The organism is uncultured Acetatifactor sp., assembly GCF_948601915.1.
Classification (GTDB): domain Bacteria; phylum Bacillota; class Clostridia; order Lachnospirales; family Lachnospiraceae; genus Acetatifactor.
Genome location: NZ_CAPDXS010000004.1, coordinates 1 through 23828, shown reverse-complemented (window position 1 = coordinate 23828; position 23828 = coordinate 1). Strand labels below are relative to the sequence as shown.

The window sequence follows — 23828 nt, the reverse complement described above, 5'->3', positions numbered from 1 at the left end:
GAGATGACAGTGGCAGGCGCATCATATTCCATAAACCATAATCGGATACGGAGAGGGCTGTATCCGGGGTTTGAGCTGAAGGAGGACGGCACCCTGATCCTGGATCCCAGGGAAGGGATACATATGCTGTATCTTCGGGCCATCGACGCCGGGGAGGAGAAGGCCTCCTGGGGGAGGCTGCGCTTCCAGGTATCCTGCTCCGAGGACATGGTGTATTATCTCTATGCGGCGGCTTTCGACCAGGACTCTTTCTACCGCAGGCAGCAGCCTGTGCCGATTGAGGATTTCCTGTGCGACGCCCAGGAGTCCCGGGCCATCAAGCGGCAGTTCCTGCAGGAGGCGGGCTTTGCCAGATATACCAGCCAGAAGGACATCCTGCTGTATGAGCTCCAGGGAAGGTATCTCTATCTGGTGCTGGAAGTGCAGGGAGAGGGGCAGTTCTCCATGAGGGGGATGCGGGTAGACAGGCAGGGGGATCCCTTTATGAACACCTTTCCGGAGGTCTACCGGGAGCGGGGCAGCTTCTTCCACCGCTATCTGTCGGTATTCTCCAGTATCTATGAGGATTTCCAGGAGGAGATCGAGGAGCTTCCAAGGCTCCTGGACTTGGATACCTGTCCTGCGTTCCTGCTCCCGGTGTACGCCTCCTGGCTGGGGCTGGCGGTGGGGGACAATTTCCTGGAGGAGCCGGTGCTGCGGACGCTGGTGAAGGAGGCCTTTTCCCTGAACCGGATGAAGGGGACCAAAGCGGCGCTACTGCGGATCGCCCGGATCGTGCTGGGGGAGGACGTGGTGGTGCTGGAGCGGAACGTGATGGGGGCTTATATCGAGAAGGAAGAGGTTCCGCAGATGAACCGGCTGTACGGCAGGACGGCCCAGGATGTGACGATTCTGGTGGGCAGGCCGCTGACGGAGGTGAAGAGGTCGCAGCTTCTCTTCCTCCTGGAGCAGTTCAGCCCTGTCCGGGCCAGGCTGCATGTGGTCTGCCTGAAGAGGGCCTGCGTCCTGGATTCCTATTCCTATCTGGACTGGAACGCCATGGTTCCCTGGCAGGGACAGGGGAGGCTGGACAGGGAGCAGGAGATGGACGGGGCGGTGTGCCTGGGATGATATTTATGGAACTGGAAACAGCATCTGCCGCTACAGTGCCCAGAACAATGACTGGCTGTGCATTTGAGACGGGCATTGTTCTGCAGGAAATGGTACTGTAGCGGCGGATGCGGAACTGGAATAAGGAGAATGCTATGACGATTGCAGAGACGAGAAGAGAAGGTATGGTGCAGCTTGACGTGGAGGGAAGGGTGGATACCAACACCAGCCCGGAGCTGCAGAAGAAGATTCTGCAGGCATTTCAGAAGGGAAGTACAGTGACCCTGAACCTGGAGGCGGTGGATTATGTCTCCAGCTCGGGGCTGCGGGCGCTTCTGATCGGACAGAAGACAGCCAGCTCCAAGGGCGGCTCCATGAAGCTGATCAATGTGCGGGATTCCGTGCGGAAAGTGTTCGACATGACCGGATTCTCCCAGATGCTGACCATTGAATGACGATATGATTCAGTTCGCGCATGTGACAAAGTGCTATGAAGGCGAGAAGGAACCGGTTCTTGAGGACTTCAGCGTTGTAATCGAGGACGGGGAGTTCATCCTCCTGACGGGTGAGAGCGGCGTGGGGAAAAGCAGCTTTATCCGGCTGCTGCTGGGGGAGATTCCGGCCACCTCTGGGGAGATTTCCGTGCTGGAACATAAGCTGGGCGCGCTTTCCCACAGGCAGCTCCCCTTTTATCGGAGAAAGCTGGGAGTGGTGTTCCAGGAGCCCCGCCTGATCGCGGGGCAGACTGCCTATCAGAACGTGGAGCTGGCCAGGCGGATCGTGGGCGGGACGAAGAAGGAGAACAGGCGGGTCATCACCTCCCTGTTCGTGCTGCTCGGAATCACGAATCTATACAACCGGTATCCAGAAGAACTGTCCGGGGGAGAGAGGCAGAAGGTCTGTCTGGCCCGGGCTCTGGTGAACTTCCCGGCGGTGCTCCTGGCGGATGAGCCTACGGGCAATCTGTCTCCCTGGGAATCCAGGGAGCTCATGAGGCTCTTCGAGCTGGTGCACCGGCAGGGGATCACGGTGATCGTGGCCACCCACGACAAGGAGAGCGCCAGAGGGCTTGCGTACCGGGAGATCGCGCTGGGAGATGAGGGCTTCGGGATTGGACAATGTCCGTGAACGCTTACACGATACGGAACAGGGACGGCATACGAGGAGGGAAAGATGGATAGAATGCAGGACATCACGCTGCAGGCCAGCGATGATACATTATATACCGTGCTGGACGCGATTGAGTCGCATCTGTGTAAGAACGGATGCCCGGATGAGGTCAAGACTGAGGTTTTGATTTCGGTGGAAGAGATTTATGTCAATATCGCCCATTACGCCTACGGAGGAAAGAAGGGGGAGGCCACTGTGCAGATGGAGGTCACGCAGAATCCGCGGATCTGCAGGGTGGTGTTCAAAGACAGGGGGGTTCCCTACAACCCGCTGGAGAAAGAAGACCCCGACATCTCGCTCTCGGCGGGGGAGCGGGAAATCGGGGGACTTGGAATCTATATGGTAAAGCAGTGTATGGACAAAATCACTTACCGGTATGAAGACGGGTACAATATCCTGGCTATTGAGAAGCATCTTCCGCTTCGGGAAGATATTCCTCCGCAGGAATCTCCTGGAACTGAAGATACTGATTCGACACATACCCTGTGATTTCAGAAGTCTGGACCAGGCTCCAGTCATCGCCCCGCTCCAGCACATAGCCGGTGGTGCCGGGATCTAGGTAGTCGATGATTTCGCCGTCCATGCCGGGCTGTTTGCGGACATGGAGCACGCTTCTGGTATTCAGGGTGACAAAGGAGTAGTAGACCGGCTCCGGCTCCATTGCCTGTGTTGCGGGAGGCTCTGCCGTCTCCTGGGGGGAGGCGTCCACCGCCTGGGAAGCGCCGGACAATGTCCCATCCTCCTCCTTTGCGGAGGCGGAGGCCGGGAAGATGGATCCGGAGGCGAAAGGGTTCTTCGCCAGGGAGGAGCCCAACAGGAACAGGGCGGAACAGATCAGGATGCCGGCCAGAATGTAGGAACCTGCGATGACATAGCTTGGGAATCTCTTATCCTTTTCCAATTTTCTCATAGTGTGTGTCTCCTTGCTTTGGCTGTATCTATGACTGTATTTATCATAGCATGGTTTGGAAAAAAAGACAACGAGAAATGAGCGGGACATATTAATGGAAGCGGGGCATTTCCATGGAGGAAAGGCATTTCCAAGGGAGAAAAGGAGCTAAGATGCGGGTGACGGACAGATTGATTCAGGATGCGAAGAAGCGGGAGAAAAGGCGGAGAGCGCCGGGGGACGAGGCGGAAGAGACTTATACCTATTTGCCCAGGACGCGCCAGAAAGCGGTGAACCAGGAGCCGGGAGCCTTTGGGTCGGTGATGGGGGATGGGATCAATACCAGGGGGAGCGTGTTCGATGAGGGCGCGGTCTTCCGGGTGGGAGGACGGCAGGAGGAGCAGGGATGACGGAGGGGGAGAGGGACATTGTTTGACAGAGAGCAGAAAAGCGACGCGTTTGACAGCTATGAGAGCTATATGGAGTATCTGTTCGCCTGCGTGAACGAGGCGATCAACCGGTATCTGCAGCGCCTGAAGGAAATCTACGCCACGGGGCAGGGGGACTACAAGAATGTGCTGTACCCGGATCTGGAGATCGCCCATGACACCTGCAAGGAGAAGCTTGGCCAGTTCAGGATGCGGGGGGAAGAGCGCCAGGGAGCCGAAAAGGCGGAGGAAACAGAAGAGACGAAAGGAACAAAAGACGGGCAGGAGAGCTTTGACCCGGCGCTGCTGGAGCTGTTCGGCGAGTATCTGGAGGAACAGGACCAGCGCTGGGAGGCAGCTACAGAGGGGAAGAGCGCGCCCGGGGAGCCCTGGAGCATAGAGGAGATGGTGGACTATATCCAGTCCAGGGCCGGAGCCGCCGCGGAGGCAGGCATCGCGCTGCCCTTTTATGAGATCTGCAGGAAGCTGGAATACGAATCCTTTACGGTGTTCTGTCTGGCCTGCGGGATCCTCTCCTCCACCCAGACCGACTATGCGGGGGTGTTCCAGGTCATCAACGAGAACGGCGGGCTGCCCCTGCCCACCATCGAGTCCGCGGCCAAGCTGTACTATGGAGAGGGCTTTTCCATCACGGGGGCTTACGGGGACATGTCCGTGTGCCTGGAGCAGCTTCTCCCGGTGCTGCATCTCCAGGTGAGGGATGCGATGCCCTTTTCCACGGTGATCTCCCCCGACAAGCGGATGATCGACTTTCTCTTTGGCAGACATCCCCTGCGCCTGGACGAGACTTACGTGCGCTTCATGAAGCTTCTGACCGAAGAGGAGGAGAGGCTGGATCCGATTCTGGCCAACCAGGGGGTCCTGGACGCCATGGAGATCTCCTATGGGGACGGCGTGGGAATCTTCTCCTATTATGGGGACGAGGGGAGCGGCAGGAAGTTCTTTATCCGGCATTTCTGCAGGAAGCAGGGGCTGCGGGCCATCTCCATCAACTGCAAGAAGCTGTTCGTGTATGATTTCAGCTTCGTGGATCAGGCCCTCTGGGCGGTGACCAGGGAATGCATCCTCACCGGGGCCTGCTGCTGCCTGGACGACCTGGTCTACCGGGAGGAGGAGAAAGACAAATTCTTCGGCTATATGGACCTGGCCTTTTCCAAGCTGAAAGACCACGGAATCCTGGTCTTTACCGTCAGCAGGGAGAAGCTGTCCATGCGGGAGATGACAAAGGAGGAATTCACCGAGCTGGAGCTCCCCACCCCCTCCAACCAGGAGCGGGAGGACTGCTGGCGGCATTTTTCCAAAGGCTATGCCCTGGAAGACGATGTGGACCTGCTGGAGATGGCCACCAAGTTCCTGTTCACCCCGGGCAAGATCAAGTCTGCCCTCCACCAGGCCAGGAGCTTCGCCGCCATGGAACAGAAGGAGAGGATCCCCAGGGCCACCCTTTTCAGGGGGTGCAATGAGCAGATGAGCTCGGAGCTGACCCAGAAGGCCACCAAGGTGAAGGCCAATTTCGGCTTTGAGGACATCGTCATGAACAGGGACCAGAGGGAGACCTTGGAACATGCCATCGACCAGATGAATTTCCGAAAGAAAGTGTACGACAATTGGAACTATACGAAGAAATACCCTTACGGCAGAGGCTTGTCCATCCTGTTGTTCGGGGCTCCCGGCACGGGAAAGTCCATGTGCGCCCAGGTGATCGCCCATGAGCTGAACCTGGAGCTGTACCGGGTGGATCTGTCCAAGGTCATCGACAAATATGTGGGCGAGACGGAGAAGTCCATCTCCATGATCTTCCGGGAGGCTAAGAAGTGCAATGTGGTGCTGTTCTTCGACGAGTGCGACACGCTGTTCGCCAAGCGCTCCGACGACGGGGGCAGCAACCAGGCTTCCAACAACAACAAGACGGCGCTGCTTTTGCAGGAGGTGGAGGCCTATGATGGGGTATCCGTGCTGGCCACCAACTACAAGCACAATATCGACCCGGCGTTCTTCCGGCGCATGAAGTACATCGTGGAATTCCAGTTCCCGGACGCGGACACCAGGGAGATGCTGTGGAAGACCACCATCCCTAAGGGGACGCCCCTGGGGGAGGATGTGGACATCCGGTTCCTGGCGGAGAAATTCGAGTTCGTGGGAGGAAATATCAAGAACTGCATCCTCAACGCTGCCTTTCTGGCGGCGGCGGACGGGGACGGGCAGGAGGTCTGCATGAAGCATTATCTCCAGGCCATCCGCTACGAATTCGTCAAGACAGGAAAAGTCTTCACCAGGTCGGACTTCGAGCCCTACGCCTCGCTGGTGGGGCTGTAAGGTTCAAAAGAGAATAATAACATCGGTAAAGTCGCGCAGCGATTTTAATAGGAGGAATGATATGCCATTAGGAGATAAGACATCGAACAACCAGCCCGCAGAACTGCAAAATCCCGTGAACGTAACCGCGAACCAAAATCAGATCCAGACTGAGAATTTAAATCAAAACAGGAGCCAGGGCGCGCTCCAGCTGTCCCCGGAGGAGATGGAGGAAGTAAAAGCCCTGAACCTCCAGACACAGGCCAGGCGGGAAGCGCAGCGTCAGGCCAGGGAGCGCAGGGAGAGCCGTATCCAGGCCGTGCGCCAGGGCTGCCAGATTATTATGCCGACGGTGGCTTTCACTACCAAGGGCGTGAGCGTCCAGGGAGAAACATATGCCCGAAAATCCAAGGAGAGCATCAGCGCCGGAAAGCGGAAGACGCGCCAGGGCTGGAAAATCTCCGCCCTGCACCAGAAGGAGGAAAACGCCAGGTTGGCGGAAGCCAGTGGCGATGCCTGGGAGGCGACTCTGACGGAGAACAAACGGAAACTGCTGGATAGCCGTCCACCCCAGGAGAGGGCGGCACTGGAGGCTCGGGTGCAGAAAATCGGGGTGTTCCTGACCGGGAATCAGGCGAAGGACGAGGAACTGCTACGGCTTTCCGAGAATCAGGAGGATATGGCCAGAGTCTGCAAGAACCGGTTCATGGAAATGAACCTGAATTTTGACCTGCGGACGGACCGGTCTTTCGCCCAGGCGTCCCCGGAACTGGAGGGGGTGGCCCAGAAGGTTCGGGAGATGAAGCGCCTGCTGAAGCAGTTCCCGCAGATTCGGGAGAGCCTGAGCGAGGATGACAGGATCGACTTTGACGCGAAGCTTGAGGTGGCCCAGGATCTGGCCAATTATTACGCCATACGGAAGAAGGTCGTCACCAATGCCCGCTACAGAAGCCACTATAATTCGGAGATTTCTTATCGGTATCATGAAAGCGACACATTGGAGGCAAAAAACCTTACCATGCTTTTATGGCAGGCGGAGAACCTGAAAAACAAGCAGGGCCTCTCCCCCTCTGCAGAATTCCTGACGCGGTTCCAGGCTTATCGGGAGACCACCCAGGACAAGGGGGAAGCAGAGGAGACCCGTGCGTTCAAAGCGATACTGGGAGAGCAGGAATCTGAGTCCGGCAAGAACGATCCCCGGATCGAGGACTCCAGGCATGCCGCCTATTTCAGGGAGCTTGTGGGGCGTGAGGATGACGCTGTCGTGCAGCGTCTGGAGCGGACGAACTACTATCAGGTGGCAGGGGAGCAGGAGGCCATGGGAGAGTCTTTCGTGAGGAGGATGGCCAATCTGCCCCGGTGGAGGGCGGTACAGCATGCAGATCCGGAATATGTCAGGAGCATGGTGGAGAATCTGGCCAGGGAACCCCAGAATGTCAATGACACGGAAGAGGTGGAGAGCTGTCGGCAGGCGAACCTGAAAGGAATGGGGCAGTTCAAGGATCTGTTGAAAAAGCAGATGAATTATCTGAAGAGAAAATACGGGAACGGCCTGATTCTGCTCTCCCCGGAGGAGCTTGTGCAGCATGGACATGAATTTAAGAATGATTTCACCAACATGCAGGGACTGGAAAGGTTCATCGATTATCTGAAAAGGCTTCCGGGCCTGTTCGACCCTCAGGATGAGAGCGATGTGGAGATGGAACGGCTGTATAACTATTACCTGCGCTGCGTTGCCATAGACACTGTGGAGAAGAGCGGCGTCCGGGGCCAAAGTACAGGCAGCCAGACCTATTCCGACTACAAGAGAAGAGTGGCGCTGGGGATAGTGGAGGAGGAGAGGAGCGCGGAAACGGTGATTCAGCTCAGCGACACCATGCACCTTGATATCCGCTGGGGCGTGGCGTTCGATGAGGCGGACGTAAAGGGAGCGGAGATTCCCGCCGCCCTCTCCCAACAGGATATGCGGGAGCGGATCAAAGAGCGGACGGGGGAGGCCGGCATGGCAGGCGGCCCGGACTGGCATCAGATGTTCCCGGAGACAGAGCATCTGTCAAGGGAAGAGGCGGCCCGGCGCTTTGTAGAAAAAGATGCGAAGGAACGGCTGGAAGGAAAAAGCATGCGGGAACTGTTCCAGGCGGCGGCAAAGACCATGGGCGGCATGTCAGAGGACGTTCTGGACAGGGAGGCCGAGGCCTATGAGGCATATGTCACACGCCGCGAAGAGTACAGGAGAGGCTGGGAGGAACGCCATCCGGGCGAGGATGTTCCGGAACTGCCTCTGACCGGGACGGAACGGAGCATGAGGGCGACCCTGGAAATGTACCGGCTCTATGCGCACTATGAGACTGCCCTCGATATCCGCAGACAGGCGTTACAGGAAGCGGAAAGGCTTGGCGACCAGGGGGATCTTGCACTGAGAAGAATGTACGAGCATCTGGCGGAGGATCTGCTTCAGGCGGCAGAGCATTACTCGAAGGAGCGGGGTAAGGTTCAGCTGTAACGGATGATCGGAACCGGACATTTCGTTAAAAGGAGAGAAAAAGATGGAGATTACAATCGTAAGAGAAGAAAACCAGAGCTATTTTGAGCCGCTGATGCCCCGGGAGCTGTGGGAAAAAGCGGATTTGGTCCTGGGCGCCATCGAGGAGGGGGCAGCCTGCGGGATACTGGCAGCCACCGAGGAGCCGGAGCATATCATGGCCTTGCAGTACCTGTTCGTGGCCCAGGAGTATCGGAGGAAGGGGATTGCCACCGCTCTTCTGGAGGGGCTCCATGAGATCGGTCGGTATTCCGGTATTGATTTGACGATGTGCCAATATGCGCTGAATGCGGAACAGGAGGATTTGGACCAGTGCCTTTCCAAGAACCTTTTTGAGCTTGATGAGGTCAGGACGCCGGTGTACCGGACGGCTTTCGGGGACCTGTCCCTTAAGTATTTCGGAAAGGAGCCGGATGAGGACAACCTGAGGAAAGCCGTCCTGCCCTTGTCGGAGGTGACGGCCAGGATGTGGAACCGTTTTGCGGAGAAGCTGGAGGGGCTTCCGAAGGACGAGGCGGGGGAGACAGAGCTGGAGGTCAAATATGTGTATGACCAGGATGCCAGCTTCCTGCTGTTCAAACAGGGGGAACCTGTAGGCTGCATCCTGTTTGAGCAATTGGAGGAAGATTTCCTGCTGTCCTATTTCTGCGTGCTGAAGAATGCCTCCCCCGGGGATATGATGAACCTGTTCCAGGCCAGCTATCAGAACCTGAAGACGCGCTGCAGCGATTCCTCCTGGATCTACATCAACGCCCTGACCCAGGCCACGGAGAAAATGGTAGGGAGCATGACCGACCAGAAGGCGGTGCTGCGGGGGCAGGCCGTGACCAGATATTACTATTATTGAGGTTTGAACTTTTGAGGTTTGAGCTATTAAAACAGCAGATGCCCATACCTGGTACTGATTTGGGTATCTGCGGAACTGGAATAGGAGGTGGGAAGATGCCATTGACCACAGATGAGCTGCAGAGGCTGGACAGCGTGCACAAAATGTTTTCCACAGCAGAGCAGGCCTACGAGATGAAGCAGAAAGATGATGCGATGTCAAAGGAAGCCAGGCGGCAGTGGAATGAGTACAGCCTGCTAAGGACCAGAGCGTCTAACGCTGCCAAGGCGGAAAAACGGGACAGGAAGGGAAAGATTGCCCAGATTAGGGAGAGCAGCAGGATTCAGATTCCTGCCTTGGCGTTTTCTCAGCAGGTCTTTGCCACCAGCTATAAAGAGAACATGGGTTCCACAAAGAGGAAAGTACGTTCCCATATCCGGGGGTCCAGGCTTCGGAAGAAAGAGCAGGACGCCAGGACGGTGGAAGAGTCCGAAAGGCTCTGGAATGCTGCGCTTGCAGACAGGATGAAGGGCTTAAGGGGACAGCCGGAAGGCTGTTCTGCAAATGACTTCAAGGCGCTTGGCCAGTTCCTGACGCAGGATGAGGGCGCAAACCAGGCGCTGCTCCCCGGGCGGATGGAGGAGGGGAACCTGAACCAGGATCAGATAAATGCCTGTATCAGCCAGTACATGAATCTGGACTTCGGTGTGGATCTGCGCACAGACGAGACTGTGGCCAAGGACAGCCTCCGGCTGGAAGAGCTGACCGGAAAGACCCAGGGCCTGAAGCATTTAATCGCCGAGCACCCGGAGATGACCGCACAACTCACAAAGGAAGATAAGCAGAATCTGCTGGCGAAGCTGGACCTGGGGGAGCAGATTGCGGACTATTATACCATCCAGAAAAAGGTGATGACGGATTCCTGGTACAGGACCCACTATAATTCAGAGATTTCCTACAGGTATCATGAAGGGGATACCCTGGAACAGAAGAACCTCACATTGCTTTTGTGGCATGCGGAATGGATGAAGGGCAAAGAGGAGTTCGGAGCGGAGAATGGCTGGCTGGAGCAGTATAGGGATGTAGTCCTGGAGGAGGAAAAGGATTTTGAGACAAAGGCAAGGGTGTCAATGAACAATACGCCCAAAAACGTTGAATTTCAGAAAAATGATGAAAAAATTGAAGATTCCCGTCATGCGGAATATTTCCGACAGTTCAATGCGCCGGGGAATGCCGTGCATGACCGTCTGACGTCCGATTATTATGTTGCGGGGGAATCGAAAAGGATGAAAGAGGGCCTGACCCGGAAGCTGTCCAATCTTCCCAGGCTGAAGGCAGTCCAGCACATGCCGAAGGCGCAGATGGAAGAGATGGTGGAAAACCTGGCCATGACGCCTGTCCATATCAGCGATCCGCAGGAGGTGGAGGTCTGCCGGCAGGCAAATCTGAATGGGATGAAGATGTTCAAGGAACAGCTTCGAAAGCAGATGAACTATGTAAAGCGAAAATACGGAAATGGCATTATGCTCATGTCCCCCCAGGAAATAGAGGAACACATCGATGATTTTAAAAACGACTTTACCAATATGCAGGGTATGCTTATGTTTATCGAGTATTTAGAGGAGCTGCCGGGGATGTATGACAAGAATGACCCGGCGGACCAGGAGCTGAAGCGGCTGGTGGACTATTATCAGACCGTTACCATAGCAGAGGGTGAGGCCAGGTCTCGGTACAATAATCCGAGGGATAATTTCAAAACCTTTTCGGACTATAAACATGGCATGGTCCGAAACGCGATGGTGGGTGACAGGACCAGAAGCGTGATGCTTCAAGCCGCGTCTACGGATCATCTGGACGTGCGCTGGGATACGTTTTTCGATGAGAATGACGTGCTGTTCGATGAGGTGATCAAGTCTGTGGAACGCATGCCCGCAGACAAAATGCAGCAAGTGGCGGGCGCGGAGCATTTTAACTGGAACTTTTTGGCTCCGGAGACCCGGCAGATGCCCAGGAGCGTGGCAATCAGGCACTTTATTGAGAAGGAATATTCCATCGCCCAGGAGAAGCAGGATTATGACAGCGATTTGGAGGGCCGCGTGCAGACGGTTGAGATGCTGATGACTAAAATCAATAAGCTTCGGACAGAAAACAGGAGTCAGGTCAGATTTCTGTACGACCAGATTTATACGGATATGGAAAAATGGCTGCGGGAGACCAGAGGGTATTGAGAATGCCGCGTGAATAAAGGAGTGAGGACATGGGAGACGCATATACCAAGGAAGCCTACAAAATCATCTATCAGCATCCGGACTGGCAGTCCACGGCCCAGGAATATGAAGACAAGTTCGCCGCCAATCTGTACCGCACCAGCTATGTGCAGCAGGCGGCCGCCACGGCGCTCAGCAAGCTGAGCCAGACATTGACCGGTTACTATCAGGTCAAAAGAGGGCTGAACGGGGAACAGGCCCAGGACCTTACGGCCCTGGGGGAGGTGGCGGAGCAGGTGGGCGGGCGCTCTCCTGACGACTGGCGCGTCTTGGAGGGCGCGCTGCTCCAGAGGAACAGCGGAAGCGGGGCGGGGCAGATCGGCCGCTGGCAGGAGGGGGACGAAGCGGGGGAGCAGGAGGCGGAGAGGCTGGGCGTGGATGCGGGCGCCTTTCTGTTCCAAAGGGACGCGGACCAGCTGAACAGGGAGAATATCCAGAATGTCCTTGAGGACGGGAATCTGCGGGAACAGATGACCATGCTCTATAACGGGATGTTCTTAAATGGCGGCAAGACCAAGGAGGAGATCGCGGAGAGCCGTTCCTTAAAGAATCTTCTCCTGAACATTACCGAAGCGGATGAGGAGCAGATGAGGGCCGGGGGGATGGAATCCAAAATCCGGTTTGACCTTTTGCGGGAGATGGGGCATTATGGGAAGGGGGAGGACTTGTTCGACACCTATTCCATGGCCAGGGACTTAAGGCGCGGGCAGGATTATCTGAAGCACAGAGGGAACGCGCTCACCAGATGGGCCTCCGGCATCAAGCGGGCGTTCCGGGCGGCATTTTCCAGCAAGTTCTCCCGGAGCAATAAAAAGAAGGAAGAGCAGGCCGGGCTTGGAAAGGAACATTACGAAAGGCTGGGGCTGGGCCTGTCGGAACGGGAGATGGCCAACGGCCTGGACGCGGAAGGCAATCTGAAGTGGAAGGAAGGGCAGGCTTATTTCCGGATGGATACGCCTGTGACGGCGGAGGGGATGCTGCAGACGGCGGGACCCTCAGGCACCACCCTCCGGATGCTGGGGGCCTACCGGCTGTTAGGAGCCAGCAAGAACGACCTGCTCTTCTTCCGGCTGGCGCTGATCGCCTGGATGGTGAGCAGCAGGGACCACTCCCTGTACGAGATTTTGAAGGGATCCCACAACGCTGGAGTGAAGGGCAGCGAGGACCTGTCGGAGGCCGCGAACATGTACCGGACCATCGCCCCCCTGGAGGAATCCCTGATCCGCCAGACCCTTGCGCCCAACGCGCGTTTCCCCCATGAGACGGTCTATTTGAAAATCATGAATGCCTATCTGCAGAAATACTCGGGCGAGAGCATGGTGGAGGACGAGAACGCGGAGGACATCTTTGCAGGGATTGGGGCATATGACACTGCGGTGGGCGTCTACAGCGGAGAGCTGTACTCTGTCATGAACACAGGCGGCAAGTATGGAGACTATGCCTCCCGCCTGGCGGCCTGGAAGCTTTCGAAAAAGGAAGTCTTGGAGGAGGACGAAGAGGAGCGGAAAATGCAGAGAAGGGCAAGGGCTGCGGTGGGAGAGATGGGCTTCGATGTGGCGAAGCTCAGCGCCCGCATCCTCCAGGAAGGGATGGAGGAGAGGGGCAGCCGGGACACAGGCGAAGGGGAGATGACGGATACCTATGACAGGTGGGGGCGGGGGGTTCGCTTCTTGGGCAGCGACCATGCGTTTCGGGGCACCACCTACCGGGGCGGGAAGCTGACCTCCGCCATGAGGAAAAGGGGGAACATCGTCACGGACTCGTTTTTGAGCACCTCCATGGCTCCCAATATCGCCATGGACTTTTATGAGAAATCCGGAGAAGGCGAAAAGGACAAGGCGCTCTTCCGGTTCCGGCTGGACGGAAAAGGTTCCGTGAACATTACCGAGCAGTCCATGGTGGAGGATGAGATGGAGGTCCTGATTCCTCAGGGAACTACCCTGCAGGTGCTGGGAGAGCCCAGGCCCGTCTATTACAAAAAACACACCCAGGAGATTCGGGAGCCGGACCAGCTATCCGAGTATGAGCTGGAGGACATCCAGCAGGATCAGCTGCGGGGAGAGAACGGCAACTGGATCAGATGCCAGCTTGTAGAGCTCCAGGAGATTGGAGGCCCCGGAGAAAAGAGACGGCAGCGGATGGCGCAGAAGCAGGAAAAGCACCGGGTGGAGCGGGAGAGGCTTTCCGCCATGAGGGAGGAAGCTGTCAGAAGGCGGCAGGCCTAAACCCAGGGCGGCCAGCCAGCGTGGACAGCATTGGAGCCAAGGTACAAGGGACATAAAAGGACAGCGCTGACAGCCCAGTGCTGAACGCATGGGCTTGGGGTGCCAGGGACAGAAAAAGGACAGGGACGGACAGGATGAAGACAGAACAGGATACCTACGGTTTTATGGAACTTTATTTTCAGGGGACGACGGAGGAGCCTTTTGCCTCAGCGGCGGAGCAGTGGAGCGCCTGGGAGCGTTTCGTGGATATGCTCTGTATGATCAGCCTGGTGATGAAGGAGCAGAAGCGCCCGGAGAGCCTGGGGAGGATCGGCTGCCTTTTGGAGGATGAGGCCCTGGTGAAGACCCTGGAGCCCGGGGAGAGGGCGGCATTCCCCTGCAGGAAGCAGGTGCGGGACATCTTCGAGCTTCTGCTGCGAAAAGGGCGGGGGCCTGAGGGGGCGGGGGCCAGTCTGCCCCTTTCCGGGTTCCTTTCGGAGAACCTGGAGCCGGTGGAGATGATGGCCTTTCTCCTGGCCGCCTGCGGGGACCGCAGCAGGAAGTACGAACGGATATTCGGCGTCCTGCAGGAGGAGAGGAGCGGCACGGCCAAGCCCACGGCGGGGCTGGTGCACGATCTGTGCGGCTTGTTTTTGGAGGAGGCGCAGAACATGCCGGGGCTCCTCCTGGACGAGGACCGCTTTCTCAACCGTTTCCTGCTGCAGCCGCAGCGGGACGATGCCAGGCTGTCCAGGCTGTCCCGCCCGATCAGCCTCAGGAAGCCGGTGGTCTCTCTGGTGTACGGCAATCGGAAGATGCTGGGCGGCATGGCGTACTGCGCCCAGGTGCTGGAGGAGGGGGATACGGACCTTGTCCTCTGCCACCAGGAGGCGCTGGAGCGCCTGATCCAGGTCTTCGTGCGGATGACGGTGCTGCGGGAGGACGGGGTCGTCCTGCTCCAGGGGATCCCCGGCACGGGCAAAAGGTATCTGGCCCAGGCCCTGGGGGATTCCCTGGGGATGGAGGCGCTGTGCATCCATGGGAGGAAGCTGCTGGCCAAGGGCCCGGAGGCGGTGGCCCAGGCCCTGGAGGAGGCGGTTTTAAAGACAGTGCTTGCAGGGCATATCCTGTATCTGGACATGAACGGGGTGGGGCGGGAGGCGGCAGGGCCGTTGGCGCAGGCGCTGGTGTTCTTAAAGGACTATGTGGGCAGGTTCCTGATAGGCGCAGACGCCTCCTGGAGGGAGGAGACGGAGATCCTGGGGCATGTGTACCGGATTGCCGTGGAGAAGCCGGGCGCCAGGGAGCAGAAAGCGTTCTGGGGGCATTTCGCCGGGGAGTACGGAATCGGGTTCGCGGAGGATGTGGATTTGGATCAGTTGGTGTCCCTATACGACCTGACGCCCGGGCGGATCCGGGAGACCCTTGCGTGCGCCATGCTGGCCGCGCCCATGGCGGGGGACGCCTTTCTCCTGGGGAAGCGGGGGCTGGAGGAGGAAATCCGGCATCAGTGCAGCGGCAGCCTGGGCCGGTACGCCGCCCGGCTTGACAGCCCCTTTGGGTGGGAGGACCTGCAGCTTTCCGGGGAGAGCAGGAAGCAGCTGGAGCATGCCTGCGACCGGATACGCTTTCGCAGCGTGGTCAACGAGGAGTATGGATTCGGCAGAAAGCTCCCCTATGGCAGAGGGCTTTCCATCCTGCTCTACGGGCCCCCCGGAACCGGCAAGACCATGACGGCCCAGGTGCTGGCCAATGAGCTTGGGCTGGACATCTACCGGATCGACCTGTCCCAGATCGGCAGCAAATACATCGGGGAGACGGAGAAGAATCTGGGGGCGGTGTTCGATGCCGCCAGGTTCTCCAACGCCATCCTGTTCTTCGATGAGGCGGACGCGCTGTTCACCAAGCGGACGGAGGTGGCGAGCTCCAATGACCGCCATGCCAACGCGGAGACGGCCTATCTGCTCCAAAGGATCGAGGAGTACTCCGGCGTGTCCATCCTGGCCACCAATGTGATGCAGAATTTCGACAATGCCTTTAAGCGGCGGATGACCTTTCTGATCCCCATCGAGCAGCCGGGGGAGGAGGAGCGGCTGGCTTTGTGGGAAAAGGTGTTTCCTGAGGAGGCTCCGCTGGAGAAAGGGATTGATTTTGGCGTGTATGCCCGGGTGGCGGAGCTGACTGGAAGCGGGATCAAGTCCGCGGCGCTCACGGCGGCCTATCGGGCGGCGGCGGAGCACCGCAGGATCGGCAATCAGGATTTGATCGGGGCTGTGGACCTGGAATACCGGCGGATCGGACGGACGGGAATCGATCAGGAACTGTACACCGCGCTATATATGGAAATGGGAAGGGGAGGAAGCCATGCCTGATACAAGATATTTTCGGCCGAAGAGGGCGGTGAAGAAGATGAAGCTGGCGCAGAGCCTGGGCCAGACAGTGTATCTGTGCGGCGTGACGGGACTTGGCAAGACCACGTTTGTCAAGGATTATCTGGGCCGGAGGAAATATGCCTATTATTCGGCTGCGGATTATGCCGACTGGGACCTCCAGATACCGAAGGAAGGCCAGGAGGGGATCATGGTCTTCGACGATCTGTATCTGCTCACCTCGCCGGAGCTGCGGGAGGAGATCTATCCGGTCCTGGAGGATCTGATGGAGCGCAGGGAGGTGTGGCTGATCCTGATTTCCAGATGCCAGATTCCCAGATGGCTCATGTCCCTGTATGTGAACCATCTGTTCTGCGTGATCGGGGAAGAGGATATGCTGCTGGAGAGGGAGGAGCAGGACGCTTATTTCGAGTCCTGGGAAGTATATCCGGGAGAAAGGATATCCGAGCGCATCTGGAAGGAGGCAGGCGGCCATCCCCTGGCGCTTCGCATCCTGGCCCTGGAGCTTCTGCGAAATGGCCTTGGGAGCAGGGAATCGGATGTGGACAATCAGGAAAGGGTCTACAACCACGCCAAGGACTATATGAGCAATTACCTGGAGACCCATGTGTACGATCAGTGGGACCTGGAGCTGCAGGAATTTTTGATGGAGCTGTCCGTGGTGGAGTCGTTCGATGTGCAGATGGCCCGGATGGTCACCGGCAAAAAGAACGTGGAGGAGCTTTTGGAGCAGGCCATGGAGACCGGGGATTTTATGGTGAACAAAGACGGGACCTATCGGTACAAGACCGCTTTCGCCAGATCCATGCATCGGCGCCTGATGCGGAGCGTCAAGGCAGAGCGCATCCATCGGATCTACTGCAATGCCGGCTACTGCTATGAGATGAGGGGCGACATCGCCCGGGCGCTCCAGGCCTATTCGGCCTGTCAGGATGAGGGCGAGATCTCCAGGCTGCTGATTACCAATGCCAGGGAGAATCCGGCCAACGGCCACTACTTTGAGCTTCGGCATTACTATCTGTCCCTGTCGGAGGATACGGTGCGGGAGAGCCCGGTGCTGATGTCCTGCATGAGCATGCTGCAGTCGATCCGGATGAACGTGGAAGAGAGCGAACGGTGGTATGGTGAGCTGGAAGCCTATGCCGCGAACCACACGGGAAGCGCCAGAAAGGAGGCGAAAAGCAGGCTCCTGTATCTGGACATCGGACTGCCCCACCGGGGGACCATACAGATGGTGGACATCCTCAAGCATGCCTATACCTTGATTCGGGAGCATCGGGTGGTGCTTTCGGAATTCTCCGTCACAAGCAATCTTCCCTCCCAGATGAACGGCGGGAAGGATTTCTGCGAGTGGAGCAGAAAGGATAAGGAGCTGGCGGCCAGCATCGGAAAGATGGTCTCCCTGGTGCTGGGAAACAATGGCAAGGGCCTGGTGAGCTTAGCCCTGGCGGAAAGCTTCCTGGAAAAGGGCATGGACAGCTATGAGGTCGTCTCTCTGGCGGAGAAGGGGATGATGCAGGCGGAGAGCGTGGGGAAGACGGAGCAGCGCTTCGTGGCCGTATGGCTCCTGGGGCAGCTCTCCCTGCTGCGGGGGCATGCAGAGGACGCGCTGGAGCGGCTTTCAGGATTCGAGAAGACGGCCATGCAGAAAAGCCCCAGGCTGCTTGAGAACATCAGGGCCCTGAAATGCTGGCTTTTCATGTACCAGGGGCGGATGAAGGAAGTGATGGACTGGATGAAGGAGGCGCCGGACGAGCATCAGGAATTCTGGTCCATGGAGCGTCTGCGCTACTTGGTGAAAGCCAGGGCGTATCTTCTGAACGGCAGGTACGAGCAGGCGGTGGGGCTTTTGGAGAAGCTTCTGTACTACGCGGACAGGATGGGCAGGACGTATGTCCGCATGGAGGCGAAGCTCCTGCTGGCCATTGCGCTGTATCATATGGGCTGGGGAGACTGGGAGAAGAACATGCAGGAATGCATCGCGGAGGCGGAGAGCTACCATTTCGTCCGTGTGATCTCCAGGGAGGGCGGCGCTGCGCTGAGGCTCCTGCGGGCGGGGGAATTTGCCTGGACTGACCGGAAGTACAAAAAGCAGGTGCTGGAGGAATGCCAGCGGATGGCCGACTTTTATCCCGCCTATCTGAAAAAGCATGAGGAGGGGAATGTGGCCCTTGCGCCCAATGCGCTGAAGATCCTGCGGCTGCAGGCGGACGGCTGTTCCACGGAACAGATCGCCAGCCAGCTGGGAATCACGAAGAACACCATCAAATACCACAACAAGGAGACCTATAAGAAGCTGGGAGTGACCAACAAGGCGGCCGCGATCCATGAGGCCAGGAACCGGGGGCTTCTGTGACGAAAGGGCAGAGATGGAAGGAAAGCGTCGGAAAGATAGCATTTGGAAGGAAAGAGCTGAAAGGATAGATTTGACATGAACGAATGGGAGAGCGCGCGGGAGCGGTTCCTGGAGGACTGCCGGGATGCCGTCAGGATCAGCCGCGAGAACCTGCGCCGTCTGATGGAGGACAACAAGGACACGGAGTACGGCAGAAGGCATGGCTTTGCTGCGATTAGGGACGCGGAGGAGTATCAAAGGCAGGTCCCCCTGTCGGATTACCGGGATTATGAGGAGGAGGTCGCCCGCATGGAGCAGGGGGAGGAGCGGGTATTGACTGCCTATGAGGTCAAGCACTATATCATGACCTCCGGGAGCACAGGCAGGCAGAAGAGGATTCCGCTCACAAAGGAGGCCCTGGGCCGCTGCATTTCCCCCATCTACTATGCCGCGTATGCCTGCATACCGGGCATGGATGCCGGGAAATATCTGCATCTGAGCGTGTTCCGGATGGAGCCGCCGGTTCCGGAGAGGGATACGATTCTGTCCGCGGCCTATTTCCGGGAGCTCTATGACAGAGAGAGCTTCCAGCTGGAGGAGCGGTATCTGGGCGGGACCAGGCTGCTCTTCTCCAAAGGGATGGGGGATGTGCCCTATGGTAAGCTGTGGGTCATGCTCTCTTCGCCGGAGATGGCGGGGATCCAGGCGTTCTTCCTGTATGACATCCTGTTGTTCTTCCGGTATTTTGAGGAGAACTGGAGGCGGGTGCTGGAGGACATTACATACAGGCGGATTCCCCGGGAGGCGCCTCTGTCCGATTCGGTGAGGGAAGCCCTCCTGGCGCTGCCTGTGCCGCAGGAGGGGTGGCTGGAAAGGGTGGAGAGGGAGTGCGCAGCCGGGTTCGCGGGAATCCTAGGGAGGCTCTGGCCCGGGGTGAAATTCGTCAGCGGCGTAGGGGGGAGCACCTTTGCGGCCCAGGAGCCCATGCTGCGGGCCTACTTGGGAGAGGTGCCGGTGCATTATTTCACCTATGCGGCCAGCGAGTGCATGATGGCGATCACCATGAGGCTGGAGAGCAAGGAGAATGTGCTGATGCCCCGCAGCGGGTTCTACGAATTCATCCCCTATGAAAAAGAGGGTGACGGGAGGCCCAGAACCATAGAGGAGCTGGAGACGGGGGAATATTATGAAATCGTAGTCACGAATTTCTCCGGCCTTTACCGCTACCGGCTGAACGATGTGGTGAGGGTGACGGGCTTCTGCGGCCAGGCGCCTGTGTTTGAGGTCTGCTTCCGGAAGAACCAGGCCATCAACATCGCCGGAGAGAAGACGGATCTGCAGACGATTTCCAGGGCGGTGGAGCTTCTGGCCAGGGAATGCAGGGTACATGTCCTGGAGTACAGTGTCTATGACGAGAAAGAACTGCTCCCCGGCAGGTATCAATGCTTTGTGGAGACGGAGGAAGGATTGGACGGACTGGACTGCGGGGGGATCCTGGATAGGATTTTGATGGAGCAGAATGAGGATTACCGGGATCTGCGGGGGCTGGGGCTGATCGGGGAGCCCTGTGTGCGCCGGGTGGAGAAAGGGACCCATCCGGAGTGCCGCAGGCGCTTCCTGGCGGGGCAGTCCCAGCTGAAGCCCCTGCAGTATCTCACGGATCAAAGGCTGATCGCATTTATGAAAGAAAGGATTTGCTGACCATGTATTTCGACCAGAAAATGCTCACCAGGGTCTATTACCGGGCGCTGATTCCCAATATGGCCGCCATCCTGGGAGGGACAATCAATGTCCTCTTCGACGGGATCCTGGTGGGCAGGAAGATGGGGGAGCTGGGGATCGCCAGCGTGAACCAGAGCCTGGCGGTGTATCTGCTCCTGTGTACGGTGGGCTCCCTGATCGCCTCCGGGGCGTTCGCGGAATCCGCGGCGGCCCTGGGGGAGAACAGGCAGGAGGAGGGGCAGCGGTATTACTCCCTTGGGCTGGAGCTGGCGGCTGCGATTGGGATATTGCTGTGCGCGGCGGGCTTCCTGCTGTCGGGGCCTTTGGCGAGGAGCCTGGGGTCCGGGGATTCCTGGGAGCTGGTGGAGACCTATATCCGGATCACGTTTTTGGGGGGCGTGTTCAAGATTCTCCTGTATGTGCCTTTTTTCTATCTGAGGCTGGCGGGGAAGACGGATTTGTCGGCGCTTGCCATGATGACCATGACGGCGCTGAACATCCTGCTGGACTATGTGTTCCTGTATGTCTTTGACTTTGGCATCGGCGGCGCGGCCTGGGCCAGCGTGCTGGCTACCATGGTGGCCTGCGGCATGAGCTTCGGGTTCCTCATCAGGCTGAAGGATGGCTTCCACTTCCGGCCTGTGCGCCCCCGCGTGGAGGAGGTCCGCAGGATCGTAAAGGCCGGGAGCCCTATGGCGGCCAACAATCTGTGCTCGGCCTTTCGGATCGTGCTGCTGAACCAGATCATGGACCTGGCGGGGGGCAGCGGCATGGTGGCGGCCTTTGCCGTGACCAACAATCTGAACGAGTTTTCCATCTGCATCCAGAACGGGGTGCCCCAGGCCGGTTCCGCCATGCTGGGGATCTATCAGGGGGAGCAGGATCCCCTGTCCGTGAAAAAGCTGTTGAAGATTCAGCTGGTCTGCGGATTCTGGCTCTCATCGGCCTTTGCCGGGTTCATGCTCTTAGCGGGAGGCCAGGTGGGGAGGCTGTTCGGCAGCTCTATGGACCTTTCGTTCGCGGTGGGATGCTTAGGGGTAGGCGTAATCTTCGGCACGCTCAACAGCGTGATGACTTATTATTACTATGCCACCATGAAGTCCGGCATGGCGAATCTGATCACGGTGCTGCGGGTGCTGGTAGTGACGGTGGCTGTGGCATGGTGGCTGAAGCCTTTGGGAGACGGGATCTTCGGCTTCTACTGGCTGGCGGAGCTCGTGACAGGGGCTCTGTGGATCGGGGCAGGGCTTCTGGTCACCAGGCGCAGATTCGGGCGGTGCAGCCTGTACATGCTGGACGAGACGGCATTCCGGGAGGGAAAGTGCATCAACTTCACCGTGGCCTGCGACAATGAGGCCATCTGTGAGGCCAGCGAGAAGATCCAGGACTTCTGCCAGGCCAATGGCTTCACGGAGGACCAGACCATGACCATCAGCCTGGCGCTGGAGGAGCTGATGGTGATCACCGCGGAGAAATCCATGCATCGTCAGGGCTTCATGGACGTGAGGATCCTGCGCACGGGAGAGGGCGGGATCCTGCGCATCCGCTCGGAGGGAAAGCGGTACAATTCCCTGGAGTACGCGGAGGCGGGTCTGGAGTATCTGGGGGTGAGCATGATCATGAAGATGGCCAAGAAGACGGAGTACCAGAATACATTGGGGCTGAATACCCTGATAGTCGTGATATAGGGGAGGGAAATCAGGAGCGGGCGTATGAGAAAACATTTGGTATTGAAGATTTTGACAGGATTCGCGGTTCTGGCTGTGCTGATCTGCGCGGCGTGCACCGGAATCGGGTACATCCAGTATCGGGCCTATATCCAGAAGCAGTATAACGATATGGCCTATCAGGTGGCGGAGACGTTCCTGGGATTCTTCGAGGAGGGGGAGCTGGAGCGCTATATCCATATGGCGGCTCAGTTCAAAGCGGGGGAGGTCCCCGGGGAGACGCTGGAGCGGGAGATGGCTTCCGGCCGGTATCAGGAGCTTCGGGGGCAGATGGACCGTCTGCGGGAGCATATGGGGGCCAACGACATTTATCTGGCCCAGTTGGATGTGGAGGAGCTGTACGACTTCTATCTGGAGGAGCTGGAGGGGACGCAGGATGCCTCGGGGGACGGGAGGAGCTGGAATCCCATGACTTATATCATGGACAGCTATGTGGAGCCTTACCGGTTCGGTGACATGGGCGGGCTGAGCCCGGCGTACATCAAGGAGGCAGTGGCCCTGGCCAGGAGCGGGGAGCGCTCGGACAGCTATTTCATCTCCGAGAGCATCTATGGCTACAACACTTCGGCGATCCTCCCGATCGTGCTGGAGGGCTCCACAGCTGCGGTGATCGGGGTGGAGATCCCCATGGCCACGCTGCAGAAGGCCCTGGGGGACTATGTGTCCCACTCGGTGTTGAGCATGCTGGTGGTGACGGTGCTCTGCCTGGCGGTGTACGTACATATCCTGTACCGCTCGATTATCGCCCCTATCAATCTGATTGCGGGGGAGGCCAGCAGCTTTGTGAAGGAGGAGAACCAGGTGTCCACGGAGCTTGAGAAGATTCGTACCGGGGATGAGATCCAGACCCTGAGCGAGACGCTCCTGAAGATGGAAAGGGACATCAACCATTATATCGACAATCTGACCAAGGTGACGGCGGAGAAGGAGCGAATCGGCGCGGAGCTGAACGTGGCCACCCAGATCCAGGCGGATATGCTGCCCAGAATCTTCCCGGCTTTTCCGGGTAGGCAGGAGTTCGATATCTTCGCCACCATGAATCCTGCCAAGGAGGTGGGAGGGGATTTCTATGATTTCTTCCTCACGGATTCGGACCATCTGGCATTGGTGGTGGCGGACGTGTCGGGAAAGGGGATTCCGGCGGCGCTCTTCATGGTGATTTCCAAGACATTGATCAAGAACCAGGCCCAGATGGGGGACTCCCCGGCCCAGATCCTGCAGGCGGTGAACGACCAGCTCTGCGAGAACAATGAGGCGGAGATGTTCGTGACGGTTTGGCTGGGGATTCTGGAGATCTCCACCGGGAAGCTGACGGCGGTGAACGCGGGGCATGAGTATCCGATCATGAAGAAGGATGGCGGAGAGTATGAGATGCTGGACGATCCTCATGGGTTCGTCATGGGCGTCATGCCGGGGATGCAGTATCAGGAATATGAGATTTGGATGCATAAGGGGGACAGCATCTATGTGTACTCCGATGGGGCGCCGGATGCGGTGAACGCGGAGGAGGAGCAGTTTGAGCGGGAGCGGCTGCTGGCATCGCTGAACCGGGTCCCGGGGGCGTCGCCCAGTGAGCTGCTGGGGCAGGTGAAAGGGGACATCGACCGGTTCGTGGGGGAGGCGGCGCAGTTTGATGACATTACGATGCTTTGCGTGCGGTATTGCGGTAGTTGAGAGAGTTTAAGACATGGAGGATTGGAGTAATGAAATCTGTTTTTGGGTGTAAGAAAGTGTGGATGAAGCGGAGGGCGGCGCGCGGCGCCAATAGGCGGAGAACGGGGTGTGCCATGGGGATTTTCCTGTCGGCGGCGTTGGTGTTCGAGATGCTGTCGGCGGGAGGGGTGACGGCGCATGCGCTGGAGAGTCGGGGGGAAGTTCAGATCGGAAGAGCACACGTCTGAACTCCAGTCACCAGATCTGATC

The 23828-nt window shown here is 58.1% G+C and carries 16 protein-coding genes; 15 read left to right on the top strand and 1 reads right to left on the bottom strand.

Going from position 1 to position 23828, the window contains the following annotated elements; genetic code table 11:
- The first annotated feature begins 9 nt into the window (after nt 1-9).
- From Q2B33_RS01210 to Q2B33_RS01195, 4 genes are all read left to right on the top strand, one after another.
- Nucleotides 10-1110, top strand: coding sequence for a phage tail protein (locus Q2B33_RS01210; RefSeq protein ID WP_296471598.1), 1101 nt, complete (start codon nt 10-12; stop codon nt 1108-1110).
- Between the two features lie 134 nt (nt 1111-1244).
- On the top strand, nt 1245-1544 hold the full coding sequence (locus Q2B33_RS01205; protein WP_296471596.1) for an STAS domain-containing protein: 300 nt from the start codon (nt 1245-1247) through the stop codon (nt 1542-1544).
- 4 nt (nt 1545-1548) lie between these two features.
- Nucleotides 1549-2217 (top strand): cell division ATP-binding protein FtsE, encoded by a 669-nt coding sequence (locus Q2B33_RS01200; protein WP_296471594.1) that lies wholly within the window; start codon nt 1549-1551, stop codon nt 2215-2217.
- A 45-nt stretch (nt 2218-2262) separates the two neighbouring features.
- A complete protein-coding gene (locus tag Q2B33_RS01195) occupies nt 2263-2748 on the top strand; it encodes an ATP-binding protein (RefSeq protein WP_296471591.1) in 486 nt (161 codons plus the stop codon).
- On the opposite strand, the gene Q2B33_RS01190 is transcribed toward Q2B33_RS01195, so the two are convergent.
- Nucleotides 2660-3169, bottom strand: a complete 510-nt coding sequence (locus Q2B33_RS01190) for an SH3 domain-containing protein (protein ID WP_296471589.1) — start codon at nt 3167-3169, stop codon at nt 2660-2662. The genes Q2B33_RS01195 and Q2B33_RS01190 overlap by 89 nt on opposite strands.
- A gap of 158 nt (nt 3170-3327) precedes the next feature.
- Between Q2B33_RS01190 and Q2B33_RS01185 the strand changes: the two genes are divergently transcribed.
- From Q2B33_RS01185 to Q2B33_RS01135, 11 genes are all read left to right on the top strand, one after another.
- The gene (locus tag Q2B33_RS01185; RefSeq protein ID WP_300567040.1) at nt 3328-3558 is read left to right on the top strand and encodes a hypothetical protein; all 231 of its coding nucleotides are present in this window, start codon (nt 3328-3330) and stop codon (nt 3556-3558) included.
- Nucleotides 3559-3576: 18 nt separating this feature from the next.
- Nucleotides 3577-5913: an ATP-binding protein gene (locus Q2B33_RS01180; protein WP_300567043.1), complete on the top strand. Its 2337-nt coding sequence runs from the start codon at nt 3577-3579 to the stop codon at nt 5911-5913.
- A 61-nt stretch (nt 5914-5974) separates the two neighbouring features.
- Nucleotides 5975-8395 (top strand): hypothetical protein, encoded by a 2421-nt coding sequence (locus Q2B33_RS01175; RefSeq protein WP_300567046.1) that lies wholly within the window; start codon nt 5975-5977, stop codon nt 8393-8395.
- A 43-nt stretch (nt 8396-8438) separates the two neighbouring features.
- Nucleotides 8439-9281 (top strand): GNAT family N-acetyltransferase, encoded by an 843-nt coding sequence (locus tag Q2B33_RS01170; RefSeq protein WP_300567049.1) that lies wholly within the window; start codon nt 8439-8441, stop codon nt 9279-9281.
- Nucleotides 9282-9376: 95 nt separating this feature from the next.
- Nucleotides 9377-11488 carry a hypothetical protein gene (locus Q2B33_RS01165; protein WP_300567052.1) on the top strand — a complete coding sequence of 704 codons (2112 nt, stop codon included), beginning with the start codon at nt 9377-9379 and terminating at the stop codon, nt 11486-11488.
- Nucleotides 11489-11517: 29 nt separating this feature from the next.
- Nucleotides 11518-13752, top strand: coding sequence for a hypothetical protein (locus Q2B33_RS01160; protein ID WP_296471580.1), 2235 nt, complete (start codon nt 11518-11520; stop codon nt 13750-13752).
- Nucleotides 13753-13916: 164 nt separating this feature from the next.
- A complete protein-coding gene (locus Q2B33_RS01155) occupies nt 13917-16103 on the top strand; it encodes an ATP-binding protein (RefSeq protein ID WP_300815084.1) in 2187 nt (728 codons plus the stop codon).
- Nucleotides 16096-18477: a LuxR C-terminal-related transcriptional regulator gene (locus Q2B33_RS01150; RefSeq protein WP_300783147.1), complete on the top strand. Its 2382-nt coding sequence runs from the start codon at nt 16096-16098 to the stop codon at nt 18475-18477. The genes Q2B33_RS01155 and Q2B33_RS01150 overlap by 8 nt, the downstream gene beginning before the upstream one ends.
- 75 nt (nt 18478-18552) lie before the next feature.
- Complete coding sequence (locus tag Q2B33_RS01145) at nt 18553-20157, top strand: GH3 auxin-responsive promoter family protein (RefSeq protein ID WP_300565788.1); 1605 nt, start codon at nt 18553-18555, stop codon at nt 20155-20157.
- A gap of 2 nt (nt 20158-20159) precedes the next feature.
- Nucleotides 20160-21866, top strand: coding sequence for an MATE family efflux transporter (locus Q2B33_RS01140; protein WP_300565786.1), 1707 nt, complete (start codon nt 20160-20162; stop codon nt 21864-21866).
- A gap of 24 nt (nt 21867-21890) precedes the next feature.
- Nucleotides 21891-23579, top strand: coding sequence for a PP2C family protein-serine/threonine phosphatase (locus Q2B33_RS01135; protein ID WP_300565784.1), 1689 nt, complete (start codon nt 21891-21893; stop codon nt 23577-23579).
- The last annotated feature ends 249 nt before the right edge of the window (nt 23580-23828 follow it).

Coding starts and splice junctions, on each gene's coding strand:
- Q2B33_RS01205 (WP_296471596.1), top strand. CDS start 1,245: ATGACGATTGCAGAGACGAGAAGAGAAGGTATGGTGCAGCTTGACGTG.
- Q2B33_RS01200 (WP_296471594.1), top strand. CDS start 1,549: ATGATTCAGTTCGCGCATGTGACAAAGTGCTATGAAGGCGAGAAGGAA.
- Q2B33_RS01195 (WP_296471591.1), top strand. CDS start 2,263: ATGGATAGAATGCAGGACATCACGCTGCAGGCCAGCGATGATACATTA.
- Q2B33_RS01190 (WP_296471589.1), bottom strand. CDS start 3,169: ATGAGAAAATTGGAAAAGGATAAGAGATTCCCAAGCTATGTCATCGCA.
- Q2B33_RS01175 (WP_300567046.1), top strand. CDS start 5,975: ATGCCATTAGGAGATAAGACATCGAACAACCAGCCCGCAGAACTGCAA.
- Q2B33_RS01170 (WP_300567049.1), top strand. CDS start 8,439: ATGGAGATTACAATCGTAAGAGAAGAAAACCAGAGCTATTTTGAGCCG.
- Q2B33_RS01165 (WP_300567052.1), top strand. CDS start 9,377: ATGCCATTGACCACAGATGAGCTGCAGAGGCTGGACAGCGTGCACAAA.
- Q2B33_RS01160 (WP_296471580.1), top strand. CDS start 11,518: ATGGGAGACGCATATACCAAGGAAGCCTACAAAATCATCTATCAGCAT.
- Q2B33_RS01155 (WP_300815084.1), top strand. CDS start 13,917: ATGGAACTTTATTTTCAGGGGACGACGGAGGAGCCTTTTGCCTCAGCG.
- Q2B33_RS01150 (WP_300783147.1), top strand. CDS start 16,096: ATGCCTGATACAAGATATTTTCGGCCGAAGAGGGCGGTGAAGAAGATG.
- Q2B33_RS01145 (WP_300565788.1), top strand. CDS start 18,553: ATGAACGAATGGGAGAGCGCGCGGGAGCGGTTCCTGGAGGACTGCCGG.
- Q2B33_RS01140 (WP_300565786.1), top strand. CDS start 20,160: ATGTATTTCGACCAGAAAATGCTCACCAGGGTCTATTACCGGGCGCTG.
- Q2B33_RS01135 (WP_300565784.1), top strand. CDS start 21,891: ATGAGAAAACATTTGGTATTGAAGATTTTGACAGGATTCGCGGTTCTG.